16 protein-coding genes and 2 pseudogenes are annotated in these 20,501 nt (G+C 65.1%); 8 read left to right on the top strand and 10 right to left on the bottom strand.

Translation table 11 applies throughout. From position 1 onward, the window contains the following. The 6 genes from HB777_31255 to HB777_31230 all read right to left on the bottom strand — a co-directional run bounded on the left by HB777_31255 (position 1) and on the right by HB777_31230 (position 6,666). Positions 1 to 981 (bottom strand): ABC transporter permease, encoded by a 981-nt coding sequence (locus HB777_31255; GenBank protein QND67982.1) that lies wholly within the window; start codon positions 979 to 981, stop codon positions 1 to 3. Between the two features lies 1 nt (position 982). After that, complete coding sequence (locus HB777_31250) at positions 983 to 2,452, bottom strand: sugar ABC transporter ATP-binding protein (protein ID QND67981.1); 1,470 nt, start codon at positions 2,450 to 2,452, stop codon at positions 983 to 985. A 49-nt stretch (positions 2,453 to 2,501) separates the two neighbouring features. Then, the gene (locus tag HB777_31245) at positions 2,502 to 3,515 is read right to left on the bottom strand and encodes an ABC transporter substrate-binding protein (protein ID QND67980.1); all 1,014 of its coding nucleotides are present in this window, start codon (positions 3,513 to 3,515) and stop codon (positions 2,502 to 2,504) included. Positions 3,516 to 3,608: 93 nt separating this feature from the next. Further along, on the bottom strand, positions 3,609 to 4,499 hold the full coding sequence (locus tag HB777_31240) for an SMP-30/gluconolactonase/LRE family protein (protein ID QND68965.1): 891 nt from the start codon (positions 4,497 to 4,499) through the stop codon (positions 3,609 to 3,611). A gap of 158 nt (positions 4,500 to 4,657) precedes the next feature. Then, complete coding sequence (locus HB777_31235; GenBank protein ID QND67979.1) at positions 4,658 to 5,392, bottom strand: response regulator transcription factor; 735 nt, start codon at positions 5,390 to 5,392, stop codon at positions 4,658 to 4,660. Next, a complete protein-coding gene (locus HB777_31230) occupies positions 5,392 to 6,666 on the bottom strand; it encodes an ATPase (GenBank protein ID QND67978.1) in 1,275 nt (424 codons plus the stop codon). The genes HB777_31235 and HB777_31230 overlap by 1 nt, the downstream gene beginning before the upstream one ends. A gap of 155 nt (positions 6,667 to 6,821) precedes the next feature. On the opposite strand from HB777_31230, the gene HB777_31225 reads away from it, so the two are divergent. The 8 genes and pseudogenes from HB777_31225 to HB777_31190 all read left to right on the top strand — a co-directional run bounded on the left by HB777_31225 (position 6,822) and on the right by HB777_31190 (position 16,074). Beyond that, positions 6,822 to 9,254 (top strand): glucan 1,4-alpha-glucosidase, encoded by a 2,433-nt coding sequence (locus HB777_31225; GenBank protein ID QND67977.1) that lies wholly within the window; start codon positions 6,822 to 6,824, stop codon positions 9,252 to 9,254. A gap of 35 nt (positions 9,255 to 9,289) precedes the next feature. Then, a complete protein-coding gene (gnd, locus tag HB777_31220; protein QND67976.1) occupies positions 9,290 to 10,303 on the top strand; it encodes a decarboxylating 6-phosphogluconate dehydrogenase in 1,014 nt (337 codons plus the stop codon). Between the two features lie 22 nt (positions 10,304 to 10,325). Further along, positions 10,326 to 11,702 (top strand): glucose-6-phosphate dehydrogenase, encoded by a 1,377-nt coding sequence (gene zwf / locus HB777_31215; protein QND67975.1) that lies wholly within the window; start codon positions 10,326 to 10,328, stop codon positions 11,700 to 11,702. An 11-nt stretch (positions 11,703 to 11,713) separates the two neighbouring features. Continuing rightward, a complete protein-coding gene (locus HB777_31210) occupies positions 11,714 to 12,418 on the top strand; it encodes an ROK family protein (GenBank protein QND68964.1) in 705 nt (234 codons plus the stop codon). Positions 12,419 to 12,633: 215 nt separating this feature from the next. After that, positions 12,634 to 13,094, top strand: a pseudogene (locus HB777_31205) (transcriptional regulator). A 120-nt stretch (positions 13,095 to 13,214) separates the two neighbouring features. Then, positions 13,215 to 14,315, top strand: coding sequence for an aminotransferase class I/II-fold pyridoxal phosphate-dependent enzyme (locus HB777_31200; protein ID QND67974.1), 1,101 nt, complete (start codon positions 13,215 to 13,217; stop codon positions 14,313 to 14,315). A gap of 160 nt (positions 14,316 to 14,475) precedes the next feature. Then, entirely contained in the window at positions 14,476 to 15,714 is a 1,239-nt protein-coding gene (locus HB777_31195; protein ID QND67973.1) for an MFS transporter, read from the top strand. Positions 15,715 to 15,765: 51 nt separating this feature from the next. Then, the gene (locus tag HB777_31190; GenBank protein QND67972.1) at positions 15,766 to 16,074 is read left to right on the top strand and encodes an NIPSNAP family protein; all 309 of its coding nucleotides are present in this window, start codon (positions 15,766 to 15,768) and stop codon (positions 16,072 to 16,074) included. Here HB777_31190 and HB777_31185 read toward each other — a convergent pair. From HB777_31185 to HB777_31170, 4 genes and pseudogenes are all read right to left on the bottom strand, one after another. Beyond that, complete coding sequence (locus HB777_31185; GenBank protein QND67971.1) at positions 16,071 to 16,787, bottom strand: glutamine amidotransferase; 717 nt, start codon at positions 16,785 to 16,787, stop codon at positions 16,071 to 16,073. The genes HB777_31190 and HB777_31185 overlap by 4 nt on opposite strands. A gap of 15 nt (positions 16,788 to 16,802) precedes the next feature. After that, the gene (locus tag HB777_31180; GenBank protein ID QND67970.1) at positions 16,803 to 17,282 is read right to left on the bottom strand and encodes a hypothetical protein; all 480 of its coding nucleotides are present in this window, start codon (positions 17,280 to 17,282) and stop codon (positions 16,803 to 16,805) included. 36 nt (positions 17,283 to 17,318) lie between these two features. Then, a pseudogene (locus HB777_31175) lies at positions 17,319 to 18,919 on the bottom strand (heme biosynthesis protein HemY). A gap of 10 nt (positions 18,920 to 18,929) precedes the next feature. Continuing rightward, entirely contained in the window at positions 18,930 to 20,405 is a 1,476-nt protein-coding gene (locus HB777_31170) for a phage tail protein (GenBank protein ID QND67969.1), read from the bottom strand. Between the last annotated feature and the right edge of the window lie 96 nt (positions 20,406 to 20,501).

Genomic DNA, 20,501 nt, shown 5'->3' with positions numbered 1-20,501 from the left:
TCACCTCTCCTTGCGGCTGATCAGCACCCGCGCCGCCAGCACGATGATGAGGATGGCGCCGTTGGCGGCGACCTGCCAGTCAGGCGGGATGTGCATGAAGGTGAGCAGCGGCGATGCCGCCAGCGCCAGCGTCAGCGCGCCGATCACCGCGCCGATCGGCGACACCCGGCCGCCGACGAATTCGCCGCCGCCGAGGATGACGCCGGCGACCGCCAGCAGCGTGTAGCCATTGCCGATATTGGCGTCGGCCGATGTGGTGATGCCGATCAGCGCCATGCCGGACAGCACGCCGAACAGGCCGGCGAGCGCAAACAGCACGATCTTGGTCTTGAGCAGCGACCAGCCGGCGCGGCCGAGTGCCGCCGGATTGCCGCCCGAACCGCGCAGGATCACGCCATAGGATGTGCGCATCAGGCCGAAATGAACGATGAGGCCGATCAGCAGCGCCGCGATGATCGGGAACGGAATGAAAGGCGGCTTGAACGCCATCAGCCCAAGCAGCCAGTCCGGCGCCTTGCCACCCGGTTTGGGCAAGACGAGAATGGCCAGCCCTTGCCAGACGAAGCTCATGCCAAGCGTCACCACGATAGAAGGCAGGTTGCGCAGATGGATCAGCGCGCCGAGCAGCGCATAGATGCCGATCGACCCGAGCAGGATGACGGCGCCGACGAGCGGCGCATCCTTCAGCCAGGTCGCGGTGACACAGCCGACGAAGCCGACGAAAGTGCCGATCGACAGGTCGAGCTCGTTGCCGGCGATGACGAACATCTGCGCGATGGTCGCCAGCGCGATCGGGATCGCCAAATTGAGCATCAGGCTGAAGCCGAAATAGCTGATGGCGCGCGGGTTGAGCCAGGCGATGGCGAGCAGCACCAGCGCCAGCGACAGCGCCGGCAGCAGCCCGCGCAGCAGGCGGGCACGGGCCAGTGCGCCACGCTCGGCGGACGTCCTGGCGGCGGTGTCGAGACTGGCGGCCGTCATTTCAGGCCGCATCGCCGAAGGAGGACTGGATGATCTTCTCCTCGGTCAGTTCGTCGCGGCGCAGATTGGCGACGATGCGGCCGTTCTTGAAGACATAGATGTGGTCGCAATTGTCGAGCTCTTCGGTTTCCGTGGTGTACCAGAGGAAGGTGCGGCCGCGGCCGGCCTCTTCGCGCACGAGGTCATAGACCTCCAGCTTGGTGCCGATATCGACGCCGCGCATCGGATCGTCCATCAGCACGATCTGCGCATCAGAGCCGAGTGCGCCGGCAAACAGCGCCTTCTGCTGGTTGCCGCCCGACAGCGAGAAGATGTTGTTGTTCATATCCGGCGTGCGGATGCCGATCTTCTTCTGCCAAAACGCAGCGAGTTCGGCCTCGCGCTGCGGCGAGATCAGCAGCCCGTTGCGCAGGCGCGCCAGCGAGCGGATGCCGATATTCTGCGCGATCGACCATTGCGGAAAGATGCCGTCCGACTGACGGTCGCCGGCGACCAGCGCCACCGGCGCCGTCACCTCGATGCCAGTCCGGGCGCGCGATGCGGCGCTAAAGATCGCCAGCAGCAGGTCGGTCTGGCCATGCCCCGCCAACCCGGCAAGGCCGATGATCTCACCGGCACAGGCGACGAGGTCGGTGCCGTCCTTCTGCGCGGCGGGCCGCGCCCGAACCCGCAGCGGACTGGCGCCTGGCTTGGCGGCAGCGATTTCAGCGGCGATTTTCTGGCGCGCTTCCGCTCCGCCCATCGCCGTCACCAGCCGGTCGCGGTCGAAGGCACTGGCGGCGTCAGCGACAACCACCTTGCCGTCACGCATCACCACGATGCGGTCGGCGTTACGCAGCACCTCGCCCAGCACATGCGAGATCAGGATGCAGCTTTTGCCGCCGGCGACGAAGCGGCGCACGAAGGCCAGAAGCTGGCCGGCCGTGTGCGCGTCCAGCGACGATGTCGGCTCGTCGAGAATGACGAGGTCGAGACGATCCTGCGTGACGGTAAAGGCACGCGCCACCTCGACCATCTGGCGCCGGCCGATCGACAGGTCGCCGACAATGTCCGACGCCGAGATGCTGTGACCCGGAAAAATCTCGTCGAGCTTGGCGGCGATCAGATCGGCCGCCTTGCGCCGCCAGCCGAGCCCACGCAGCGACGCATGGTTGATGCGTGTGTTCTCGGCAACGCTGAGATTGGGGCACAGCGATAGTTCCTGGAACACGCAGCGAATGCCGAGATGCTGCGCCCGCGACACCGAGTAGTTCGCCTCGATGCCGCCATGCACGCCGATCTGCCCGCTGTCGGGCACCAGCGTGCCCGCCACCATGTGCATCAGCGTCGATTTGCCGGCGCCATTGTGGCCGACAAGCCCGACGCACTCGCCGGGCCCGACGTGAAAATCCACGCCGCCCAGCGCGCGAACGGCGCCGAAATGCTTTTCGGCGCCGTTCAGTCTGATGATGTCAGCGTTCCCTTCAGGCATACTCAACGATATCCGCTCGGCGATACGGACGGCAACGCTGCCGTGATGCTCACTTGATGTTGGCTTTGATGGCCGCGATGGCATCTTCCTGCGTGTATTCGTGGCTGGCGACGCCGCCTTTGACGATCTTCGGCAGCTCGGCCTCGAAATCGTCCTGGGTGAAGGCCAGATAGGGCACCAGCAGGTCATGCGGAATGTCGGTGCGGCCGTCGAGCACCTGCTGCGCCACCCAGAAGGCGAGCGACGACACGCCTGGCGCGATCGAGGCCGACCAAGTCTGGTAGCCGTCCTTGTCCTTCTGCTCCTTCCACCACTGCAACTCGTCCTGGCGGTTGCCCATGATGATGGTCGGACGCGGCTTGCCGGCGGCGGCGAAAGCCTGTGCCGCGCCATAGCCGTCACCGCCCTGGTCGACGATGCCGACGATATCGGGCAGCGACGGCAGGATGGTCGCCACTGCCTTCTGCGCCGTCGTCTGGTCCCAGTCGCCGGTCACCGAGCCGACGATCTTGAACTCGGGATGGGCGGCGACGCCTTCGAGGATGCCGGCATGGATGGCATCGTCGATCGAGGTGCCGGCAAGGCCGCGGATTTCCAAGAGATTGCCGCCCTTGGGCTGGAACTTGGCCATCTGCTCGACTTCCTGCTTGCCCATGTCCTTGAAGTCGACGACGACGCGGTAGGCGCAAGGTTCGGTCACGGTGCCGTCGAAGGAGACGACGGTGATGCCGGCATCGCAGGCCTGCTTGATGGCGCCGTTGAGCGCGTCCGGCGAGGCGGCGTTGATGACGATCGCGTCATAGCCCTGCAGGATCAGGTTCTGCACCTGTGCTGCCTGCGTCGGCACTTCCTTGTCGGCGGTGGTGAAGATGTCGGCCGCGCCGACGACCTTGTCGGCGACCGCCTTCTTGGTGACGATGCCATAGCTGTCGAGCATCGCCTGCCGCCATGAATTGCCGGCATAATTGTTGGAGAAGGCGATCTTCTTGCCACTTGTGTCGGCCAGCGCGGTGCCCGAGGCGAGCATCGCCGCCAGAGCGCCCAAGACGAACAATTTCTTCATGTCGTAATCCTCCCAGATGTTGACTGCTGCATTCCCGCCGGCTTTGACCCCGGCCTCACTGCCAATCTGATTTGAGCACGGATCGTCGTGGGCTCAAAACAGTCTCAATCCCGGCACGCGCACCCGGAGCCGGTACAGCGACGTCGACGCGGTAATGTAGAGGCTTTGCAAATCGTCGTCGCCGAAGGTGAAATTCGCGCAGTCTTCCGGCGTCCGGATGACGCCAAGAATGGCGCCCGATGCGTCAAAGACATGGATGCCGCCGGGGCCGGTGCAATAAAGATTGCCGCGGCTGTCGATCTTCATACCGTCGGGCGCTCCCGGCCCCTCGCCCTCGGTCACTGCCCAGACGGCGCCGCCATTGAGGTCGCCATTCGCTTCCACGCCGAACACCCTGATGTGTCCGCGTTCGGTGTCGTTGACGAACAGCCGCGACTCGTCGAGCGAAAAGCAAAGCCCATTCGGCTGCACGAAATCGTCGGCCAGCAATGTCAGCCGGGCGCCGTCGCCGTCGATGCGGTAGACGCCCTGGAACGGCAGCTCCTGCGGGCGCGGCACGCCATAGAATTCCACCCGGCCATAGCCGGGATCAGTGAAGTAGACCGATCCGCCAGTGGCAACGACGACGTCGTTCGGGCTGTTGAGCTGCTTGCCCTGGTGGTGCGTGGCAAGCACGGTGACGCTGCCATTGGGCTCGGCGCGGGTCACCCGGCTCGTCGCGTGCTCGCAGGTGACCAGCCGCCCGTGGCGGTCCAGCGTGTTGCCATTGGCCTTGTGGCTCGGCTCGCGGAACAGCTCGATTTCGCCCCCGGCACTGCGGCGATACATCCGGCTTTCCGGAATGTCGGAGAAGACCAGCCATTTCTCGTAAGGGTGCCAGACCGGCCCCTCGAGGAAGCCGAAGCCGCTTGCCAGCGTTTCGATCGGCGCATCGCCGACGACGTCGTCGAAACCGGAATGGCGCGCGCGCGCCGAAACCGACATCACTGGCTCCCGGCCCAAACAGCCATGGTGGCGAATGGCATGAACGCTTCCCCGATAGGTCTTCTTGTTGGGGTCGAGCGTAGTTGCGACGCCGGCGCGGCGATACGGGTCAAAGCGCATGGCCGACTGTGCGTTTGCACAGTCGCAAATGGCTGCAATCAGTGACCCGGCGGCGCCTGGGCCAGCCAGGCATCGAGCCGGTCCTGCTCGCGGCGCAGCGCGTCGATGTTGATCAGGCCGCGCGCCATGGCGAGATAGATCGCCCGCGTCCGCGAGTTGAACACGGAAGCGTCGCTGGCGCCTTCCTCCGCCGGCACGATGCCGAGCTTGTCATAGACATGCTTGATGCGGCTCTGCGCGCCACGGATCGATAGGCCGCGGCGTGCCGCGATCGCCCGGTCGGTCAGGCCGAGCGCGATGTCGATCAGACTTTCATATTCACCGTCGGTGATGCCCTCGAACTTGTCCTGCACGCGGTGCTGGATGCCGCGGATCTCGCGGTCGATGATGCAGTGGCCGTCGCGGAAAACGCCGCGCAAAGCGGACCGCATGCCTTCCTCAGTCGCCGATTTGAGCACATAGCCGTAGACCGAGCCGGGCGGCACGATGCGCGCCACGCCGCGCACATAGGCCTCGTCGGCGAAATTCGACCAGAACAGGATGTGCGTGCCGGCGCGGCGGTTCCAGATCGCCCTGGCAACCTCGATCCCGGTCGCCTTCGGCATCTGCAGGTCGAGCACGACATGCGGCGGCTCGCGCTCGGCCGCCAGGTTGATGGCGTCCTCGCCGTCGCTCGCCTCGATCACCTCGACGTCGCCGGGCCACAATTGCTCGACGGTCCGCCGCGCGAAGGTGCGGTGCAGTCCGTCATTCTCGGCGATCATCACAAGCATCACATGGCCTCCGACACGGCGAGCTCGCCGGGCATTGTTGCAACCGCCGCCGATTCGCGCGACGGCTGGCGGTCGATCTCGACGACGACACGGGTGCCGCCGCTCTTGCGGCCGGCCTGGCCGATGCGCAGCCGCGCCCCGATAAGGGCTGCCCGCGTATGCATGTGGCCGATGCCGCCATGCGCGGCCGGATCGACGGCACCGCATCCCTGGCCGTCATCGGTGACGATCACCCGCAGCACGCTCGCGGTCGACGCCAGCAGCACGTCGATGCGGCGCGGCGCGGCGTGGCGAACGGCATTGTTGATGGCTTCCTGCACGATCCTGTAGAGCGCGGTCCGCACTGGCTCGGGCAGGCTGTCGGCGCCGCCATCGCTGGTGTCGGCGATGTGCACGGCGATCGGCGGCTTGGCCTTGCTGACGCTACGGTTGAGATGCGCCTCGACCGCGTCGCGCAGGCCGAACAGTTCGAGCACGCTCGGCCGCATCGCGTCGACGATGTGGCGCAGTTCCGTCAGGCAGCCGGCAACCTCCTGTTCGAGATCGGCAAGCTGCGCCGCTCGCGCCACGCCCTGGCCGCGCAAGGCCGAAAGCTGGCGCGCGATGCGGGCGAGGTCGGCAAGTGTCTGGTCGTGCAAATCCATGGCCATGCGCCGGCGTTCGCGTTCCATGCCTTCGGTCAGTTGCGAGGCGCCGACCCGCAGCAGTTCGACACGGTTGCGCGCCTCGCTCTCCGCAAGCATGGCGCGGCGCGCCTCCTCGGTCTGGATCAGCGCGAAGATATAGGGCGCAATCAGGTCGGCGCATTGCTGGGCGACCGCGACATCGGCCAGGGTGTAGCAGCCGATCTCGTGCCGGCTGATGTTGAGGGCGCCGATGACGCTGCCGCGCGCCCTGAGCGGCACGATGATACGGCTGCGCAGCTTGGCCGCGAAAATCGGCTCGTCAAAGGCGCCGGCAAAGTGGAAGCGGTCGTCGACAAGGGCGTTGTCCGACAACAGATAGGGCGTCTTGCCCCACAACACGTAGCGGATCGGACTGCCTTCCACCGGATGCTGGGAGAGCTCGCTCCAACTGGTGTGGAAACCGGCTTCATAGCAGGCATGCATGCGCCCATCGTGAGACAGCACCGCCAGATCGATATGGTCATGCGGAATGAGCGTGCCGATCTCGATGGCTGTCGCGCGGAACGCCGTGCCGGGATCTATATGGCCGGCAAGCGCCCGCGAAATCGCCAGCAACCGGTCGATCAGGACCAGGGACACTTCCGGCATTGGCTTTCACGATCCTCCCGTGCCGGGAAATAGTGGACGCATGCCGACGCCGCTGTCAACGACGCGCCATTGGCGGTGTCCGATCAACTTGCGGTGCAATGATTGAAAAGGCTTCGTGTCCTGGTCTAGGGAGGGGGCCAGGAGACCGAAACAGAATGCCAGTGACGCCAACCGTTGCTCCGGGCGCCCCGGGAATTCCGGCACGCTGGACGTCGAGCGCCAAGAGCGGCGTCGGAACGTCGCTTTCGCCGACCGGCCAGATCTGGTTCACGATCAGCCACGGCATCCTCAACGAAATCTACTATCCGCGCGTCGACAGCGCCTGCACGCGCGATTTCGGCCTGATCGTCACCGGCCCCGACGGCTCCTTCTCGGAAGAGAAGCGCGATGCCGCGCACGCCATCGAAGCGTTCGAGGACGGCGTGCCCGCCTATAGGCTGGCCAACACGGCGAGCGACGGCGCCTGGCGGATCGAGAAACGTATCCTTGCCGACCCGGCCCGCCCCACACTGCTGCAGGAGATCACCTTCACGGCACTGAAGGGTTCGCCCAGTGACTACCGCGTCTACGCCCTGCTGGCGCCGCATCTGGTCAATGCCGGCATGGGCAACACCGCCTGGGTCGGCGAGCACAAGGGAAAGCCCGTGCTGTTCGCCTCGGGGCGCGGCTCTTGCCTGGCGCTGGCCTCGTCGCTGCCCTGGCGAAGCTGCTCGGCCGGCTATGTCGGCGTCTCTGACGGCTGGCAGCAACTGCACAACACCGGCCAACTCGATCCGGCTTGCCAACGGGCCGAGGACGGCAATGTCGCGCTGACCGGCGAGATCGGCTTTTCCGCCACCGAGACCAAGGCCGTGTTGGCGCTGGGGTTTGGCGCAACGCCCGACGAGGCGGCTGAAAATGCCTTCGCCAGCCTGAAGCGGGGTTTTGCGGCGGCGGCCAAGTCTTACGTCCAGAACTGGCGCAAGTGGCAGACTGGCCTGCTGCCGCTGGATCGGCACACGGCGTCAGGCATCAACAGCTATCGCACCAGCACCGCGGTGCTGGCGACGCACCGGTCGATCGTCGTGCCGGGCGCCGCGGTCGCCAGCCTGTCGATCCCGTGGGGCTTCAACAAGGGTGACGACGACCTCGGTGGCTATCATCTGGTCTGGCCGCGCGATCTGGTCGAGACGGCAGGCGGCTTTCTCGCTGCCGGCGATGCTGCCTCGGCCCTGCAAATCCTGGATTACCTCCGCTCCATCCAGCAGCCGGATGGCCACTGGCCGCAAAACGCCTGGTTAGATGGAACAGCCTATTGGCCCGGCATCCAGATGGACGAATGCGCCTTCCCGCTGCTATTGGCCGATGCTCTGCACCGTGCCGGCCATTTGCCGCGCGCCCAGCTCATAACCTTCCTGCCGATGATCGAGCGCGCCGCCGGCTATGTCGTGCGCAACGGCCCGGTCACCGGCGAAGACCGCTGGGAAGAGGATGCCGGCTACAGCCCGTTCACGCTCGCCGTCGAGATCGCGGCACTGCTTGCCGCGGCAGACCTGCTCGACGCCTGCGGCAAGGACGACGCGGCGACCTATCTGCGCGAGACATCAGATGGTTGGAACGACCAGATCGAGCGCTGGACCTATGTCAGCGGCACGGCAATGTGCAGGCAAGCCGGCGTCGAGGGCTACTACGTCCGCATCGCGCCTCCCGACAGCGCCGAGGCCGGCTCGCCGAAGGATGGCTACGTGCCGATCAAGAACCGGCCGCCCGGCGACAGCGACCGGCCCGCCGAGGCAATCGTCAGCCCGGACGCGCTGGCGTTGGTGCGCTTCGGCCTGCGGGCGGCCGATGATCCGCGGATGATCGACACGGTCAAGGTCATCGATGCGCAATTGCGCTGCCCGTTGCCGCAAGGGCCGCTCTGGTACCGCTACACCAGCGACGGCTATGGCGAGCACGAAGACGGGGCGCCCTTCGACGGCACCGGCCAAGGCCGCCCCTGGCCGTTGCTGGCGGGCGAACGGGCCCATTACGAGCTGGCGGCAGGCCGCAAGGACGAGGCGACCAGCCTGCTGGCAACGCTGGAAGCCTCGGCCGCACCGGGCGGCCTGTTGCCCGAGCAAGTCTGGGACGGTGCTGACATGCCGGAGCGCGAATTGCTGCATGGCAAGCCCTCCGGCAGCGCCATGCCGCTGGTCTGGGCGCATTCGGAGCATATCAAGCTGTTGCGCTCGCTGCGCGACGGCGCGGTCTTCGACATGCCGCCGCAAGGCGTCAAGCGCTATATCGAGGACAAGACCGTGTCGCCGTTCAGGACATGGCGGTTCAACAACAAGATCCGCACCATGCCAGCTGGCAAGACGCTGCGTATCGAATTGTTGGACCAGGCTACAGTCCATTGGAGCACCGACAACTGGACATCAGCCCATGACAGCCAGACGGCGGAGAATGCTTTCGGCATCCATCTTGCCGATTTGCCTGCGGCAAGCCTCCCCGAGGGAAGCACGTTGATCTTCACTTTTTTCTGGCCCGCAACCGGCGATTGGGAGAATGTCGATGCTTCCGTCACAATCGGCGACCAGGATAGCCAGCAGATCCTTTCTCGATAAACCCCGTAAATCTCCTAGGAAACAGGGACGAAACCATGCAGATCGGAATGATGGGACTGGGCCGGATGGGCGCCAACATGGTCCGGCGCCTGATGCGCGACGGCCACGAATGTGTCGTCTACGACATCAACCCCGCCAGCGTCGCAGCCCTGGTGACAGACGGGGCGTTAGGGGCGGCTTCACTGGAAGAATTCGTCGGCAAGCTCGCCAAGCCACGTTGTGTGTGGCTGATGCTGCCGGCGGCGATCACCGGCAGGATCATCGATCAGGTGGCGGCCCTGATGGAGCCCGGCGACATCGTCATCGACGGCGGCAATTCCTACTACCACGACGCCGTCGACCAGGCCGCGAAACTGGCTGGCAAGGGTATCCATCTTGTCGATGTCGGCACCAGCGGCGGTGTCTGGGGCCTGGAGCGTGGCTACTGCCTGATGATCGGCGGTCCCGACGTGGCGGTGCAACATCTCGATTCGGTCTTCGCCACGCTGGCGCCGGGCGCCGACGCCGGCTCCAATCCGCCTAAGGATGCCGGGACCGCGCCCTTTGGCTATCTGCATTGCGGACCGAGCGGCGCCGGCCACTTCGTCAAGATGGTGCACAACGGCATCGAATATGGCGTCATGGCCGCCTATGCCGAAGGCATGAACATCCTGAAATCGGCCAATGCCGGCAAGCGGCAACGGACCGCGGACGCCGAGACCAGCCCGCTGGAAAACCCGCAATACTACCAGTTCGATATCGACCTTCCCCAGGTGGCCGAGGTTTGGCGGCATGGCAGCGTCATCGGGTCCTGGCTGCTCGACCTGACCGCCGGCGCGTTGAAAGGCGACCCGGGCCTGGCGAATTACGGCGGTCGCGTCTCGGATTCCGGCGAAGGCCGTTGGACGCTGAAGGCGGCGATCGACACCGGCGTGCCGGCGCCGGTGCTGTCCTCGGCGCTGTTCGACCGCTTCTCCTCGCAAGGCGAATCTGAATTCGCCGACAAGCTGCTGTCCGCCATGCGCTATGCCTTCGGCGGCCATGTCGAAAAGCCGAAGGCAGGCAAGTGACGGCGACAGGGGAGACGCGCGCATGAGCCAGGAACGGTCCGACACGCTGGTGCTCTTCGGAGCGACCGGCGATCTCGCCCACAAGAAGATATTTCCAGCGCTTTACCAGATGGTCGCCAAGGGCACGCTCACCGAACCGGTGATCGGCGTTGCGTTCGACGCCTGGGACCTCAAGCAGTTGCAGGCGCGCGCCCGCGACGGCATCGTCAATGCGCTGGGCAAGATCGACGAAAAAATGTTCGCCAAATTCGCCTCGCTGCTGCGCTATGTCAGCGGCGACTACCGCGATGGAGCGACGTTCGAGAAGCTGAAAAGCGCGCTCGGCACGGCACAGCGGCCGCTGCATTACATGGCGGTGCCGCCGACCATGTTCGAGACCGTCGTCCAGGGGCTGGAGCAATCAGGCACCGCGCATGGCGCGCGGCTGATGGTGGAAAAGCCCTTCGGCCACGACCTGCAATCGGCGCGCTGGCTGAACCGGGTCTTGCACCTGGTGTTCGACGAGCAGTCGATCTTCCGCATCGACCACTATCTCGGCAAGGAAGCGATCCAGAACCTGCTCTATTTCCGCTTCGCCAATTCCTTCCTCGAGCCGATCTGGAACCGCAATTTCGTCGAGAGTGTGCAGATCACCATGGCCGAGGATTTCGGCGTCGAGGGGCGAGGCCGCTTCTATGACGATGTCGGCTGCATCAGGGACGTCATCGAGAACCACCTGCTCAACATCCTGTTGCTGCTTGCCATGGAGCCGCCGGTCGGCCGTTCCGCCGACGACCTGATCGACGAGAAGGTGCAGGTGCTGCGCGCCATCCGCACGCTCACCAAGGACGATGTCGTGCGCGGCCAGTTCGCCGGTTATCTCGCCGAGCCAGGCGTGGCGCCGAACTCGCCGGTCGAGACCTTCGCGGCCGTGCGCTTCTTCGTCGACACCTGGCGCTGGCAGGACGTGCCGTTCTTCATCCGCGCCGGTAAGAACATGCCGGTGCATGTCACCGAGGTGGTGGTGCGGCTGAAGCGGCCGCCGCTCGATGTCTTCGACCCGATCAAGCCCGCCGACCAGAACTACGTTCGCTTCCGCATCGACCCCCAGGTGGTGATCGCCATCGGCGCCCAGCGCAAGGCGCCGGGCGACGACATGATCGGCGAGCAGGTCGAGTTGACGGCGCTCGACGACAGCAAGGGCGATATGCCGCCCTACGAGCGGCTGATCGGCGACGCCATGAACGGCAACGCTCAGCTGTTCACCCGCCAGGACGCCAGCGAGTTGGCCTGGCGCATCGTCGGCCCTGTGCTTGGCGACACCACGCCGCCGCACCTCTACGAGCCGCGAACATGGGGGCCGGCGGACGTCATGGCCGGGTTCGGGCCGCCCAACGGCTGGATTGATCCGGTGAAATGAGAGAGCACACCATGGCCAAGGCGGTGATACAACCGGCAGCCGATGCCGAAAAGATCGTGCTCTCGATCGATATTGGCGGCTCGCACGTCAAGATCCTGACCAGCGCCGGCGGCGAGGAGCGCCGCGCCGACTCCGGACCGGGCCTGACGCCGCAGCAGATGATCGATGCGGTGAAGAAGCTCGCCGAGGGCCTGTCCTACGATGTCGTCTCCATGGGCTATCCCGGCCCGGTCAATCACAACAGGCCGCTGACCGACCCTGCCAATCTCGGCAAGGGTTGGGCTGGATTCGACTTTGCGGGTGCGTTCGGCAAACCGGTGAAGGTGGTCAATGACGCACTGATGCAGGCCATCGGCAGCTATGAGGGCGGGCGCATGCTGTTCCTCGGGCTCGGCACTGGTCTCGGTGCGGCGATGATTGCCGACAACGTCGCCCAGCCGATGGAACTTGCGCACCTGCCCTACAAGAAGGGCAAGAGCTTCGAGGACTATGTCGGTGAGCGCGGCCTCGAAAAGCGCGGCAAGAAGAAATGGCGCAAATATGTTTTCGACGTTGTCGACCGGCTTCGCGCCGCCCTGCAGCCTGACTATGTCGTCATTGGCGGCGGCAATGTCGACAAGCTGGATGAATTGCCCGCCGACTCCAGGCGCGGCGACAACACACGCGCCTTCGAAGGCGGATTTCGTTTGTGGCGCGACAAGGCGCTGATAGTCTGATATTGTTATTGTTTAATATAGTTGTTCAAAATAACGTGTGAAATGACACCAAGTCATTGCATTACGCAGATTTGCCGACTAGGAATTCCGCGCCACAACAACGCCGCTCGTCCCTTGGATGCACAAAGGGTGCCGCAGCATTTTGATTTCGCGCATGATCCTTCCCGGGAATCGAATCCGATTTTCAGGTCATTCGCTTTGGACGGAGAAATAGAGTGACCGACGATAGCAACAGTGCCCGTAAAGACATCGACCTGCTCGAGCTGACCGCTCACATCGTGTCCGCTTACGTCGAGAAGAACCGCTTGCCGGTTTCCGGCCTGGCCGACCTCATCGCCAGCGTCAGCGCCTCGATAAGCGGGCTCGGCAAGCCGGTGGTTCCGGTGGCTGCCCCCTGGTCCCGGCGGTCAACCCGAAGAAGTCGGTGACGCCGGATTTCATCATCTGCCTCGAAGACGGCAAGAAGTTCAAATCGCTGAAGCGCCATCTCGGCGTGCATTTCAACCTGACGCCGGACGCCTACCGCGCCAAATGGGGCTTGCCGTCGGACTATCCGATGGTCGCCCCCAACTATGCGGCCTCGCGTTCGCTGCTGGCGAAGTCGATCGGCCTCGGCCGCAAGGCCGCCCCCGTGAAGGCACCTGCCAAGGGCAGGAAGGCCAAGGTTTCTGCCTGAAGCAAAAACCCAATTCGGCCCTGAGCCAATAGATTGATTGGAGCCTGCCGGCGAATCCGCCTTGGCAGGCTTCATGTTTTTATGGCTTGGATGGTCGGACAAGGTCTTTGGGGGGAAGCCATGAACTACACCAGGATGGTGATCGAGAAAGAGGCGCCGGAGGAGTACGGCTACGACCGTATCCGCTACAATCTCTCCGAAAGTTCGATCGCCGACCAGAAACTTTCCGACATCGGCCTGTCGCTACCTGATCTGACGCTTTTCTATGGCGAGCATCGCGGCGACAAGGATTTGCGCGCGCTGATATCGGCGCAGGACGCCGGCATTTCGCCTGATGATGTCCTGGTCACTGCCGGCGCCGCAGGGGCGCTGTTCATCATCTCGACCTCGCTCCTGTCGGCGAACGACCATCTCGTCGTCATCCGGCCCAACTACGCCACCAACATCGAAACTCCAAGGGCGATCGGCTGCGCCATCAGCTTCGTCGACCTGGCCTTCGAGGAAGGCTTCGCCATCGATGTCGAACGCGTCAAGGCGGCGATACAGCCGAACACGAAACTGATCAGCGTCACCTGCCCGCACAACCCGACCGGCACGATGATGAGCCGAACCGAGCTCGATGCGCTGGTGGCGCTCGCGGAAAGCACGAACTGCCATCTGCTGGTCGACGAGACCTACCGCGACCTCTCCTACGGCCGTCGCCTGCCGTCGGCGGCGTCGCTGAGCCCGAAGGCGATCAGCGTCTCGTCGCTGTCCAAGGCCTTCGGCATTCCCGGCATCCGCATCGGCTGGCTGATCACCAGGGATATCGCGCTTCAGGAGACATTCCTCGCCGCCAAGGAGCAGATCGGCATCTGCGGCAGCGTCATCGACGAAGGCGTCGCGCGCGGCATGCTTGAGCGCCGGGACGCCTTCCTGGCGACGCTGCTGCCCGCAATGGCCAAGCGCCGCGACATCGTCCAGGCCTGGATCGATCGCGAACCGCTGGTCGACTGGGTGCGGCCTGAAGGCGGTGTCGTCGGCTTCCCACGCCTCAATGTCGATTCCGGCTTCGACCTCGACCGGTTCTATGTGAACCTGCTGGAGAACCATGGCACCTATGTCGGACCTGGCCACTGGTTCGAAATGGAGAAGCGCTTCTTCCGCGTCGGCTTTGGCTGGCCGACGCAAGCCGAGTTGAGCGGCGGCCTCGACGCCATCTCGGCCGCGCTGCGGCAGTAACTTCCCCGTGCGGTCGATGGAGCAGGCTGAAAATTCCTTGATCCAGCACCGATTTTGACGCATATCCGCGGCGAACTTTACTAGAAGTTCCATTGGCCGGAACAGCGCCCATCCGGGAAGTGCCCCGCCGGCCGATGACATTGCAACGGGGCCTCACTCCATGACATCAGCACAAACCTCGCCGGACCAGCGCTATGCCGCGTTCCGCCACCGCTCCTTCCTGATCTATTGGGCGGCGCGTTTCCTCACCACATTCGCCACCATGATCGTGTCGGTCGCCGTCGGCTGGCAGATGTACGACCTGACCCGCGACCCGCTGGATCTGGGCCTGGTCGGCATCGTCCAGTTCCTGCCGTCGCTGCTTCTGGTGCTGGTCACCGGCGTCGTCGCCGACCGCTTTGGCCGCCGCCTGATCATGGCGCTGGCGGTGGTGGTGGAAGCGATGTGCGCGCTGGCGCTGCTCGCCCTCGCGCTACGCGGCATCAGCGGGCCGCTGCCGATCTTCGCCGTGCTCGCCATGTTCGGCGTTGCCCGCGCCTTCTTCGGCCCGGCCTCCGCCTCGCTGTTCGCCAATCTGGTACCATCGGAGGATTTCGCCAACGCCATCGCCTGGAATTCATCGGCCTGGCAGACCGCGACTATCGTCGGCCCGGTTGCCGGCGGCCTGCTCTACGGCGTGTCGCCGGAAGTGGCCTACGGCACCGCCGCTGTCCTGATGCTTGTGTCCGGGCTGCTGATCTTCACCATCCCAAAGCCGTCGCAGCGCACCGAGACGGAAAAGCCGACCATGCAGCACCTGTTAGGCGGGTTCAGCTACATCTGGAGCGAGAAGATCGTGCTGGGCGCCATCTCGCTCGATCTGTTCGCCGTGCTCCTGTCCGGCGCCTCCGCGCTGCTGCCGGTCTACGCGCGCGATATCCTCCAGCTCGGTCCCTGGGGTCTCGGCCTGCTGCGCTCGGCGCCCAGCGTCGGCGCCATTTGCGTCGCCATCTGGCTCGCAGGACATCCGCTGCGCAACCACGCGGGTATGATCATGCTGGCCTCCGCCGCATCGTTCGGCGCCTGCACCGTGCTGTTCGGCCTGTCGACGATCACCTGGCTGTCGATCGTCGCCCTTGCCTTCCTCGGCGCCACCGACATGTTCAGCGTCTACATCCGGGAAACCCTGATCCAGCTGTGGACGCCCGACCATGTGCGTGGCCGTGTCAACGCCGTCAACCAGGTCTTCGTCGGCGCTTCCAACGAACTGGGCGAATTCCGCGCCGGCACGATGGCGGCGCTGATCGGCACGGTGCCGGCCGTGGTGGTCGGCGGCGTCGGCGCGATTGCCGTCGCCGGTCTGTGGATGGTGCTGTTCCCGCAGCTGCGCAGGGTCCGCCACCTCAACGGGCGCAATTGATCTTTTTACGGTTGACAGCCGACATGCCTCGCCCATGCCACAGGAGCTCTCATGATCACTTGCTACTTGAAATATATCATTGACCCGTACAAGCTTGCCGAGTTCGAAGACTATGGCCGTCGCTGGATCGGTCTGGTCAATCGCCTCGGCGGAAACCATCATGGCTATTTCCTTCCGAGCGAAGGAGCGAACAATATCGCTTATGCCATGTTCAGCTTCCCGAGCCTCGCCGACTACGAGGACTATCGCAAGCGCATGGCTGCCGACCCGGAATGCCAGGATGTGTTCGAAATGGAAAAGCGCAATCGCAGCATTCTCAGCTATGAGCGCAGCTTCCTGCGGCCGGTGCTCGAACCTTAGCTATTGCTTGGCTTGCCAAAAATCATCCGCAGGAACTCGTCCAGCCAGCGCTTGAGATGCATGTCCCAGATCAGCCGGCCGCCGAGATGATCGCGGCCGGGCTGCGCGCCGGGCAACTCGAAGCGATGCGCGCCGCGCACCACCCAGCGCTGCATCATCACCCTGGTCAACTCGCCGTGGAACTGGATGCCCCAGGCATTGTCGCCATAGCGGAAGGCCTGGTTGGGATAGGTCTCGGCCGTCGCCAAGAGCGTCGCGTCACTCGGCAGCGAAAAGCCCTCGCGGTGGAACTGATAGACCATCTCAGGCCAGTGCATCAGTTGCTTGCCGGCTTCGGTCGCCTTCAGCGGATACCAGCCGATCTCGACCAATCCTTCGCCATGACCCTCGACCTTGCCGCCGAGATGATTGGCCAGCATCTGCGCGCCAAGGCAGATGCCGAGGAACGGCCGGTTCTCCTTGAGCGGTATTTCCAGCCAGTTGGTCTCGCGGCGGACGAACTCGTCGTCGTCATTGGCGCTCATCGGTCCGCCGAACACCACCGTGCCGGCGTGGCCGTCCAGCGTTTCCGGCAAGCTGTCGCCCAGCGGCGGCCGGCGGATGTCGAGCTCGAAGCCTTCCTCCAGCAGCATGTGGCCGACGCGTCCGGGGCTCGAATTCTCCTGATGCAGCACGATCAGGATTTTTGGCTTCGAACTCGTTTGGCGCGGCATGGGAAGGCGAAAATCCTATTCGTCGCTCGATGTTCCGGTGGCGCCGGGTGCGTGCGCCGCCGCCTTGCGGCGCGCCTCGACGCGGTCGCGGCGTTCGACGCCGATCAGCTCGGCGACGCGCCAGACGGTGTTGTCTTCCAGCTCGTGCAGCTCGCCATCGGCATAGACGATCTCCCACATCAGGCCAATGAAAGCCTTGCGCGCATCGGCATCGAGATGGCGCTTCAAGACACTGGTGAAGGCATAGAGATCGATCGCCTCATTGTCGGCCCGCTCGCCCGCGGCGGCAAGCGCTTCGAGTTCAGCGCCGCTGATCGAGTAGCTCTCCGACAACACCGCCTTGAACCGCTCCCATTCGACATCCTGGCGCACGCCATCGGCATTCATCACATGGTAGAGAAGCGCCGAGGCCGCGACGCGCGGGTCATCCGTGCTGGCATGCGTGCCGGCGGCGGCCGGCAAATCCCTGAGAAACGACAGAACGCGTTCAAACATAGACCCATTCCCCAACGGCCTGACGGCCGGCCCAACTCAAAACAATCGAAACCGGCGCGGCGATTTTTCCGCTTCCTCGTCCGGATCGACGCCGGGATCGTCCGGCAGCCGTGCAAGCTCCTCGGCCGGATCGACGGCCTCGGCATCGGTCGGCACCGCCGCGAAGGCTGCCGCCGTGATCGGCCGGACATGATCTTCGTGGCTCTCGGCGTGCTTGCCCGCCGCCTCGCCGTGACCGGCGTCATCGATCACCTCGGCCGGCTTTTTTCGCTCGTCGGCTTCGCCAGTGCTTCAATGACCGGCGCCGCGCTGGCTGGCGCATCCTCATGGCTGTCGATCAACTGGCCGAGGCGCTCCATCGGCGCGCGCCATTCGAAGGCGTCGAGCCGACCGGTGACCGGCGATACCGGCGCCCAGCGCTCGGAAGCAACGCCGTCGGCGACCCAGGCCGGATCGCGCGGCGCCCGCACCGCCCTGGACAGAAGCTGTCGCACCTTGCCCTGGTCGCCGGTCTCGGCCTCCTCGATATCGGCGAGCAGCAGATAGGCGCCCTCGCGGCGGTCCATCCGGATCGCCGCCTCGGCCTCGCGGCGAGCGGTCGCGAAATCCTGCGCGTCGAGCGCGGCGCGTGCCACCGTCATCGACGACTCGGCGTGGTTCTTCTTCATCTCCTGCAGCTTCTTCGCCCGGTTGAGGCGGTCGAGCACGGCGTCGCCCGGTCTTGCATGGGTGTAGAGTTCGGCGACCTCCGGATGCGGCTCGGCCTTCCACGCCGCCTCGAGGATTTTTGAGCCCTTGCGCACGTCGTTCTGCTTGAACAGCGCGGCGGCTGCAGCAACGGCGGCGGGCGCGAAGTCCGGCCGCAGCCGGTTGGCCTCGATCGCCGCGGTTCTGGCGGCAGCGGGATCGCTGTCGGCAAGCGCCTGCGCCTTGGCGGTCAACAGCACGGCGCGGCGGCGGTTGGCGGCGTCGCGTTCGATCTGCCGCGTCGACTTCTGCGCGTCGACCAGTTTCAGGGCGCCGTCCCAGTCGCCGCGCGCGGCCAGCTCTTCCAGCGTCGATTCGGCCGCCCAAGCCAGCTGCGGCGCCATCACGGCGGCGCGGCCGGCATAGTGCCGGGCGGCGTTGCGGTCGCCGAGCCGCTCGGCTTCGAGATAGAGCCCGCGCAGGCCCAGCAGCCGCATTTCGGGATCGTCCAGCATGCTCTCGAACTTCTGCCGCGCGCCTTCATGATCGCCTTCGAGCAGCGACGCCTGCGCTTCGAGCAGATGGATCAGCGGCTCCTGGTCGGAGCGGATCAGCTTGGCGGCTTCCTTGGTCTTCTTGCGGGCCAGCGCGCCATCACCAGCGCCGGCGGCGATCATACCGGTCGACAGCGCCTGATAGCCACGATCGCGGCGGCGGACACGGAAATAGCGCGAGATGGTGTAGGGGCTGTTCCACAGCGACTTGAGCAGCCACCACAGGATCATCACCGCTGCGACCACGGCAACGACAGCCACCGCCGCCACCATCAGGCTTACCTGGTATTGGTAACCACTGAAGGTGACGACCATGTCGCCCGGCCGGTCGGCCAGCCAGGCAAAGCCCAGCCCGAGCGCGAAAACGACGATGAGGAAGGCGAGCAGGCGGATCATTGTGTTGCCCTCATGCCTTCATCGCGCCGGAGATCAGCGCGTCGACCTGGGTTTCGACCTCGATGCGTGCCTTCAGTTTGCCGGCAAAGTCGGCGCCGGCAGCCTTGGCGGCTTCAGGCAGCGTGTCGTATTCACTGAGCGCCTTGGCGTAGTCGCCCTGATTGACCGCCGCCTCCATGCGCGCGACGGTTTCCGGCGCACCGGCACCCTCGACGGCGCCGATCGGCCTGACCTTGACCAGCGATTCGGCGCTCGACAAAAGGTTCTGCAGGAAGCCGGCATTCTCATCGACAGGCGTCGCGGCGGTGACCATGGCATTGGCTGCGGCATCCGCTTGCGTTGCGATCTCGGCGCGCGTCGGGACGCCCTTTTCGGCATAGGTGCGCAGCGTCGCGAGCTGCGGTGCATCAGGCGAAATCGCGGCAAAGGTTTCGAGTTCGGCCGAAAACGGCGCGCCACGGTCGAGCGCCGCCTTGAGCGCAGAGGCCGCAATGGCGAGCGCGATCTTCGGCTGTCCTGCCGCCGCCTCGACCTTGCCGGAAAGCTGCGACACAGACTGCTCCAGCGCGGTGAGCCGGCCATCCTGTGCCGTCGCCGCGTCGCCGGCCGACTTCAGCTGCGCTTCGAGACCAGCCAGTTTTTCGGTGAGCGGGCCGAGATCGACCGGAGCCGTGCTGCCGGCCTTGCCGAGCGCGGCGACCGCCGTTTCGATCTGCGCGACCTTGTCGCCCAGTGCGGCAAGCCCGGCGGTGTCGCCGGCTCCACCTTTCTCGACCGCCGATTTCAGCGCCGCGACATCGGCCTTGACCTGCTCCAGGCCCGAGGACAGCCCGACCACCTTGGCCGCCGCGTCACCGTTGCCACCGGCGTCTTTCAAGTTTGCGACTTCCGTCTTCAGCGAAGCGATGTCGCCATTGACGCCATCGAGCGAGACGCCGGCGCCTGACCCCGGCGCACCGAGCAGGCCGGCAAATTGCAGCCCGCCGGCGCCGACCAGCGCGATGACACCACCGATGATGCCGGCAGCGATGCCATTGAGGCCGCCACGCTTTTCAGGGGGAGGTGTCGGCGCCATTCTGTCGTCCCGTGTCTCGGTTTTGGCCTTGCTGCCATCGGTCTGCGTGTGCTTCGCCGATGCGTCCTCGAAACTGTAGTCGAAGGTTTTGGCGCGGTTGGGCGGCGCATCCGAACCGGGATAAGGGAGCTCAGGCTCGGCGGCTTTGGCTCCGGCATCCGCCGGCGCTTGCGCCTCCGCGGCGGCATCGGCATGCTCCCAGGGCTCGAGATCGGTCTGGTCGGCATGAACCGGCTCTTCGGGAACTTCGGATTGAGGGGCTTCCGTGGCCTCCACTGGCGCTTCATCAGTGCCTGGCTGCGTCTTGGCGGCATCCTCGTCGACGATGCGTGAGACGGCGCCCGGCTCGAGATCGATGGTCACCGGTTCGCGGCGGCTTTTCGAGTGTCGCATCTTCGGCGTCTTGACCATGCCTGGCTCCGCACAATTCGCTTCGTCTCAACGCCCTGCGGCGCATGATGGTTCAGAAAGGGTCTAGCACATCACCAAGCGGTGAAAAGGGGCGGT

The sequence above is a fragment of the Mesorhizobium loti genome (genome assembly GCA_014189435.1).
Lineage (GTDB): Bacteria > Pseudomonadota > Alphaproteobacteria > Rhizobiales > Rhizobiaceae > Mesorhizobium > Mesorhizobium loti_G.
Note: the sequence above shows the minus strand (reverse complement) of the source record. Positions and strands in the feature narration are given on the sequence as shown.

Excerpts from the sequence above, each read along its gene's own strand:
- HB777_31250 (QND67981.1), bottom strand. The coding sequence starts at position 2,452 with ATGCCTGAAGGGAACGCTGACATCATCAGACTGAACGGCGCCGAAAAG.
- HB777_31180 (QND67970.1), bottom strand. The coding sequence starts at position 17,282 with ATGTTTGAACGCGTTCTGTCGTTTCTCAGGGATTTGCCGGCCGCCGCC.
- HB777_31185 (QND67971.1), bottom strand. The coding sequence starts at position 16,787 with ATGCCGCGCCAAACGAGTTCGAAGCCAAAAATCCTGATCGTGCTGCAT.
- gnd (QND67976.1), top strand. The coding sequence starts at position 9,290 with ATGCAGATCGGAATGATGGGACTGGGCCGGATGGGCGCCAACATGGTC.
- HB777_31240 (QND68965.1), bottom strand. The coding sequence starts at position 4,499 with ATGTCGGTTTCGGCGCGCGCGCGCCATTCCGGTTTCGACGACGTCGTC.
- HB777_31235 (QND67979.1), bottom strand. The coding sequence starts at position 5,392 with ATGCTTGTGATGATCGCCGAGAATGACGGACTGCACCGCACCTTCGCG.
- zwf (QND67975.1), top strand. The coding sequence starts at position 10,326 with ATGAGCCAGGAACGGTCCGACACGCTGGTGCTCTTCGGAGCGACCGGC.
- HB777_31255 (QND67982.1), bottom strand. The coding sequence starts at position 981 with ATGACGGCCGCCAGTCTCGACACCGCCGCCAGGACGTCCGCCGAGCGT.
- HB777_31170 (QND67969.1), bottom strand. The coding sequence starts at position 20,405 with ATGGTCAAGACGCCGAAGATGCGACACTCGAAAAGCCGCCGCGAACCG.
- HB777_31190 (QND67972.1), top strand. The coding sequence starts at position 15,766 with ATGATCACTTGCTACTTGAAATATATCATTGACCCGTACAAGCTTGCC.
- HB777_31195 (QND67973.1), top strand. The coding sequence starts at position 14,476 with ATGACATCAGCACAAACCTCGCCGGACCAGCGCTATGCCGCGTTCCGC.
- HB777_31210 (QND68964.1), top strand. The coding sequence starts at position 11,714 with ATGGCCAAGGCGGTGATACAACCGGCAGCCGATGCCGAAAAGATCGTG.
- HB777_31230 (QND67978.1), bottom strand. The coding sequence starts at position 6,666 with ATGCCGGAAGTGTCCCTGGTCCTGATCGACCGGTTGCTGGCGATTTCG.
- HB777_31225 (QND67977.1), top strand. The coding sequence starts at position 6,822 with ATGCCAGTGACGCCAACCGTTGCTCCGGGCGCCCCGGGAATTCCGGCA.
- HB777_31200 (QND67974.1), top strand. The coding sequence starts at position 13,215 with ATGAACTACACCAGGATGGTGATCGAGAAAGAGGCGCCGGAGGAGTAC.
- HB777_31245 (QND67980.1), bottom strand. The coding sequence starts at position 3,515 with ATGAAGAAATTGTTCGTCTTGGGCGCTCTGGCGGCGATGCTCGCCTCG.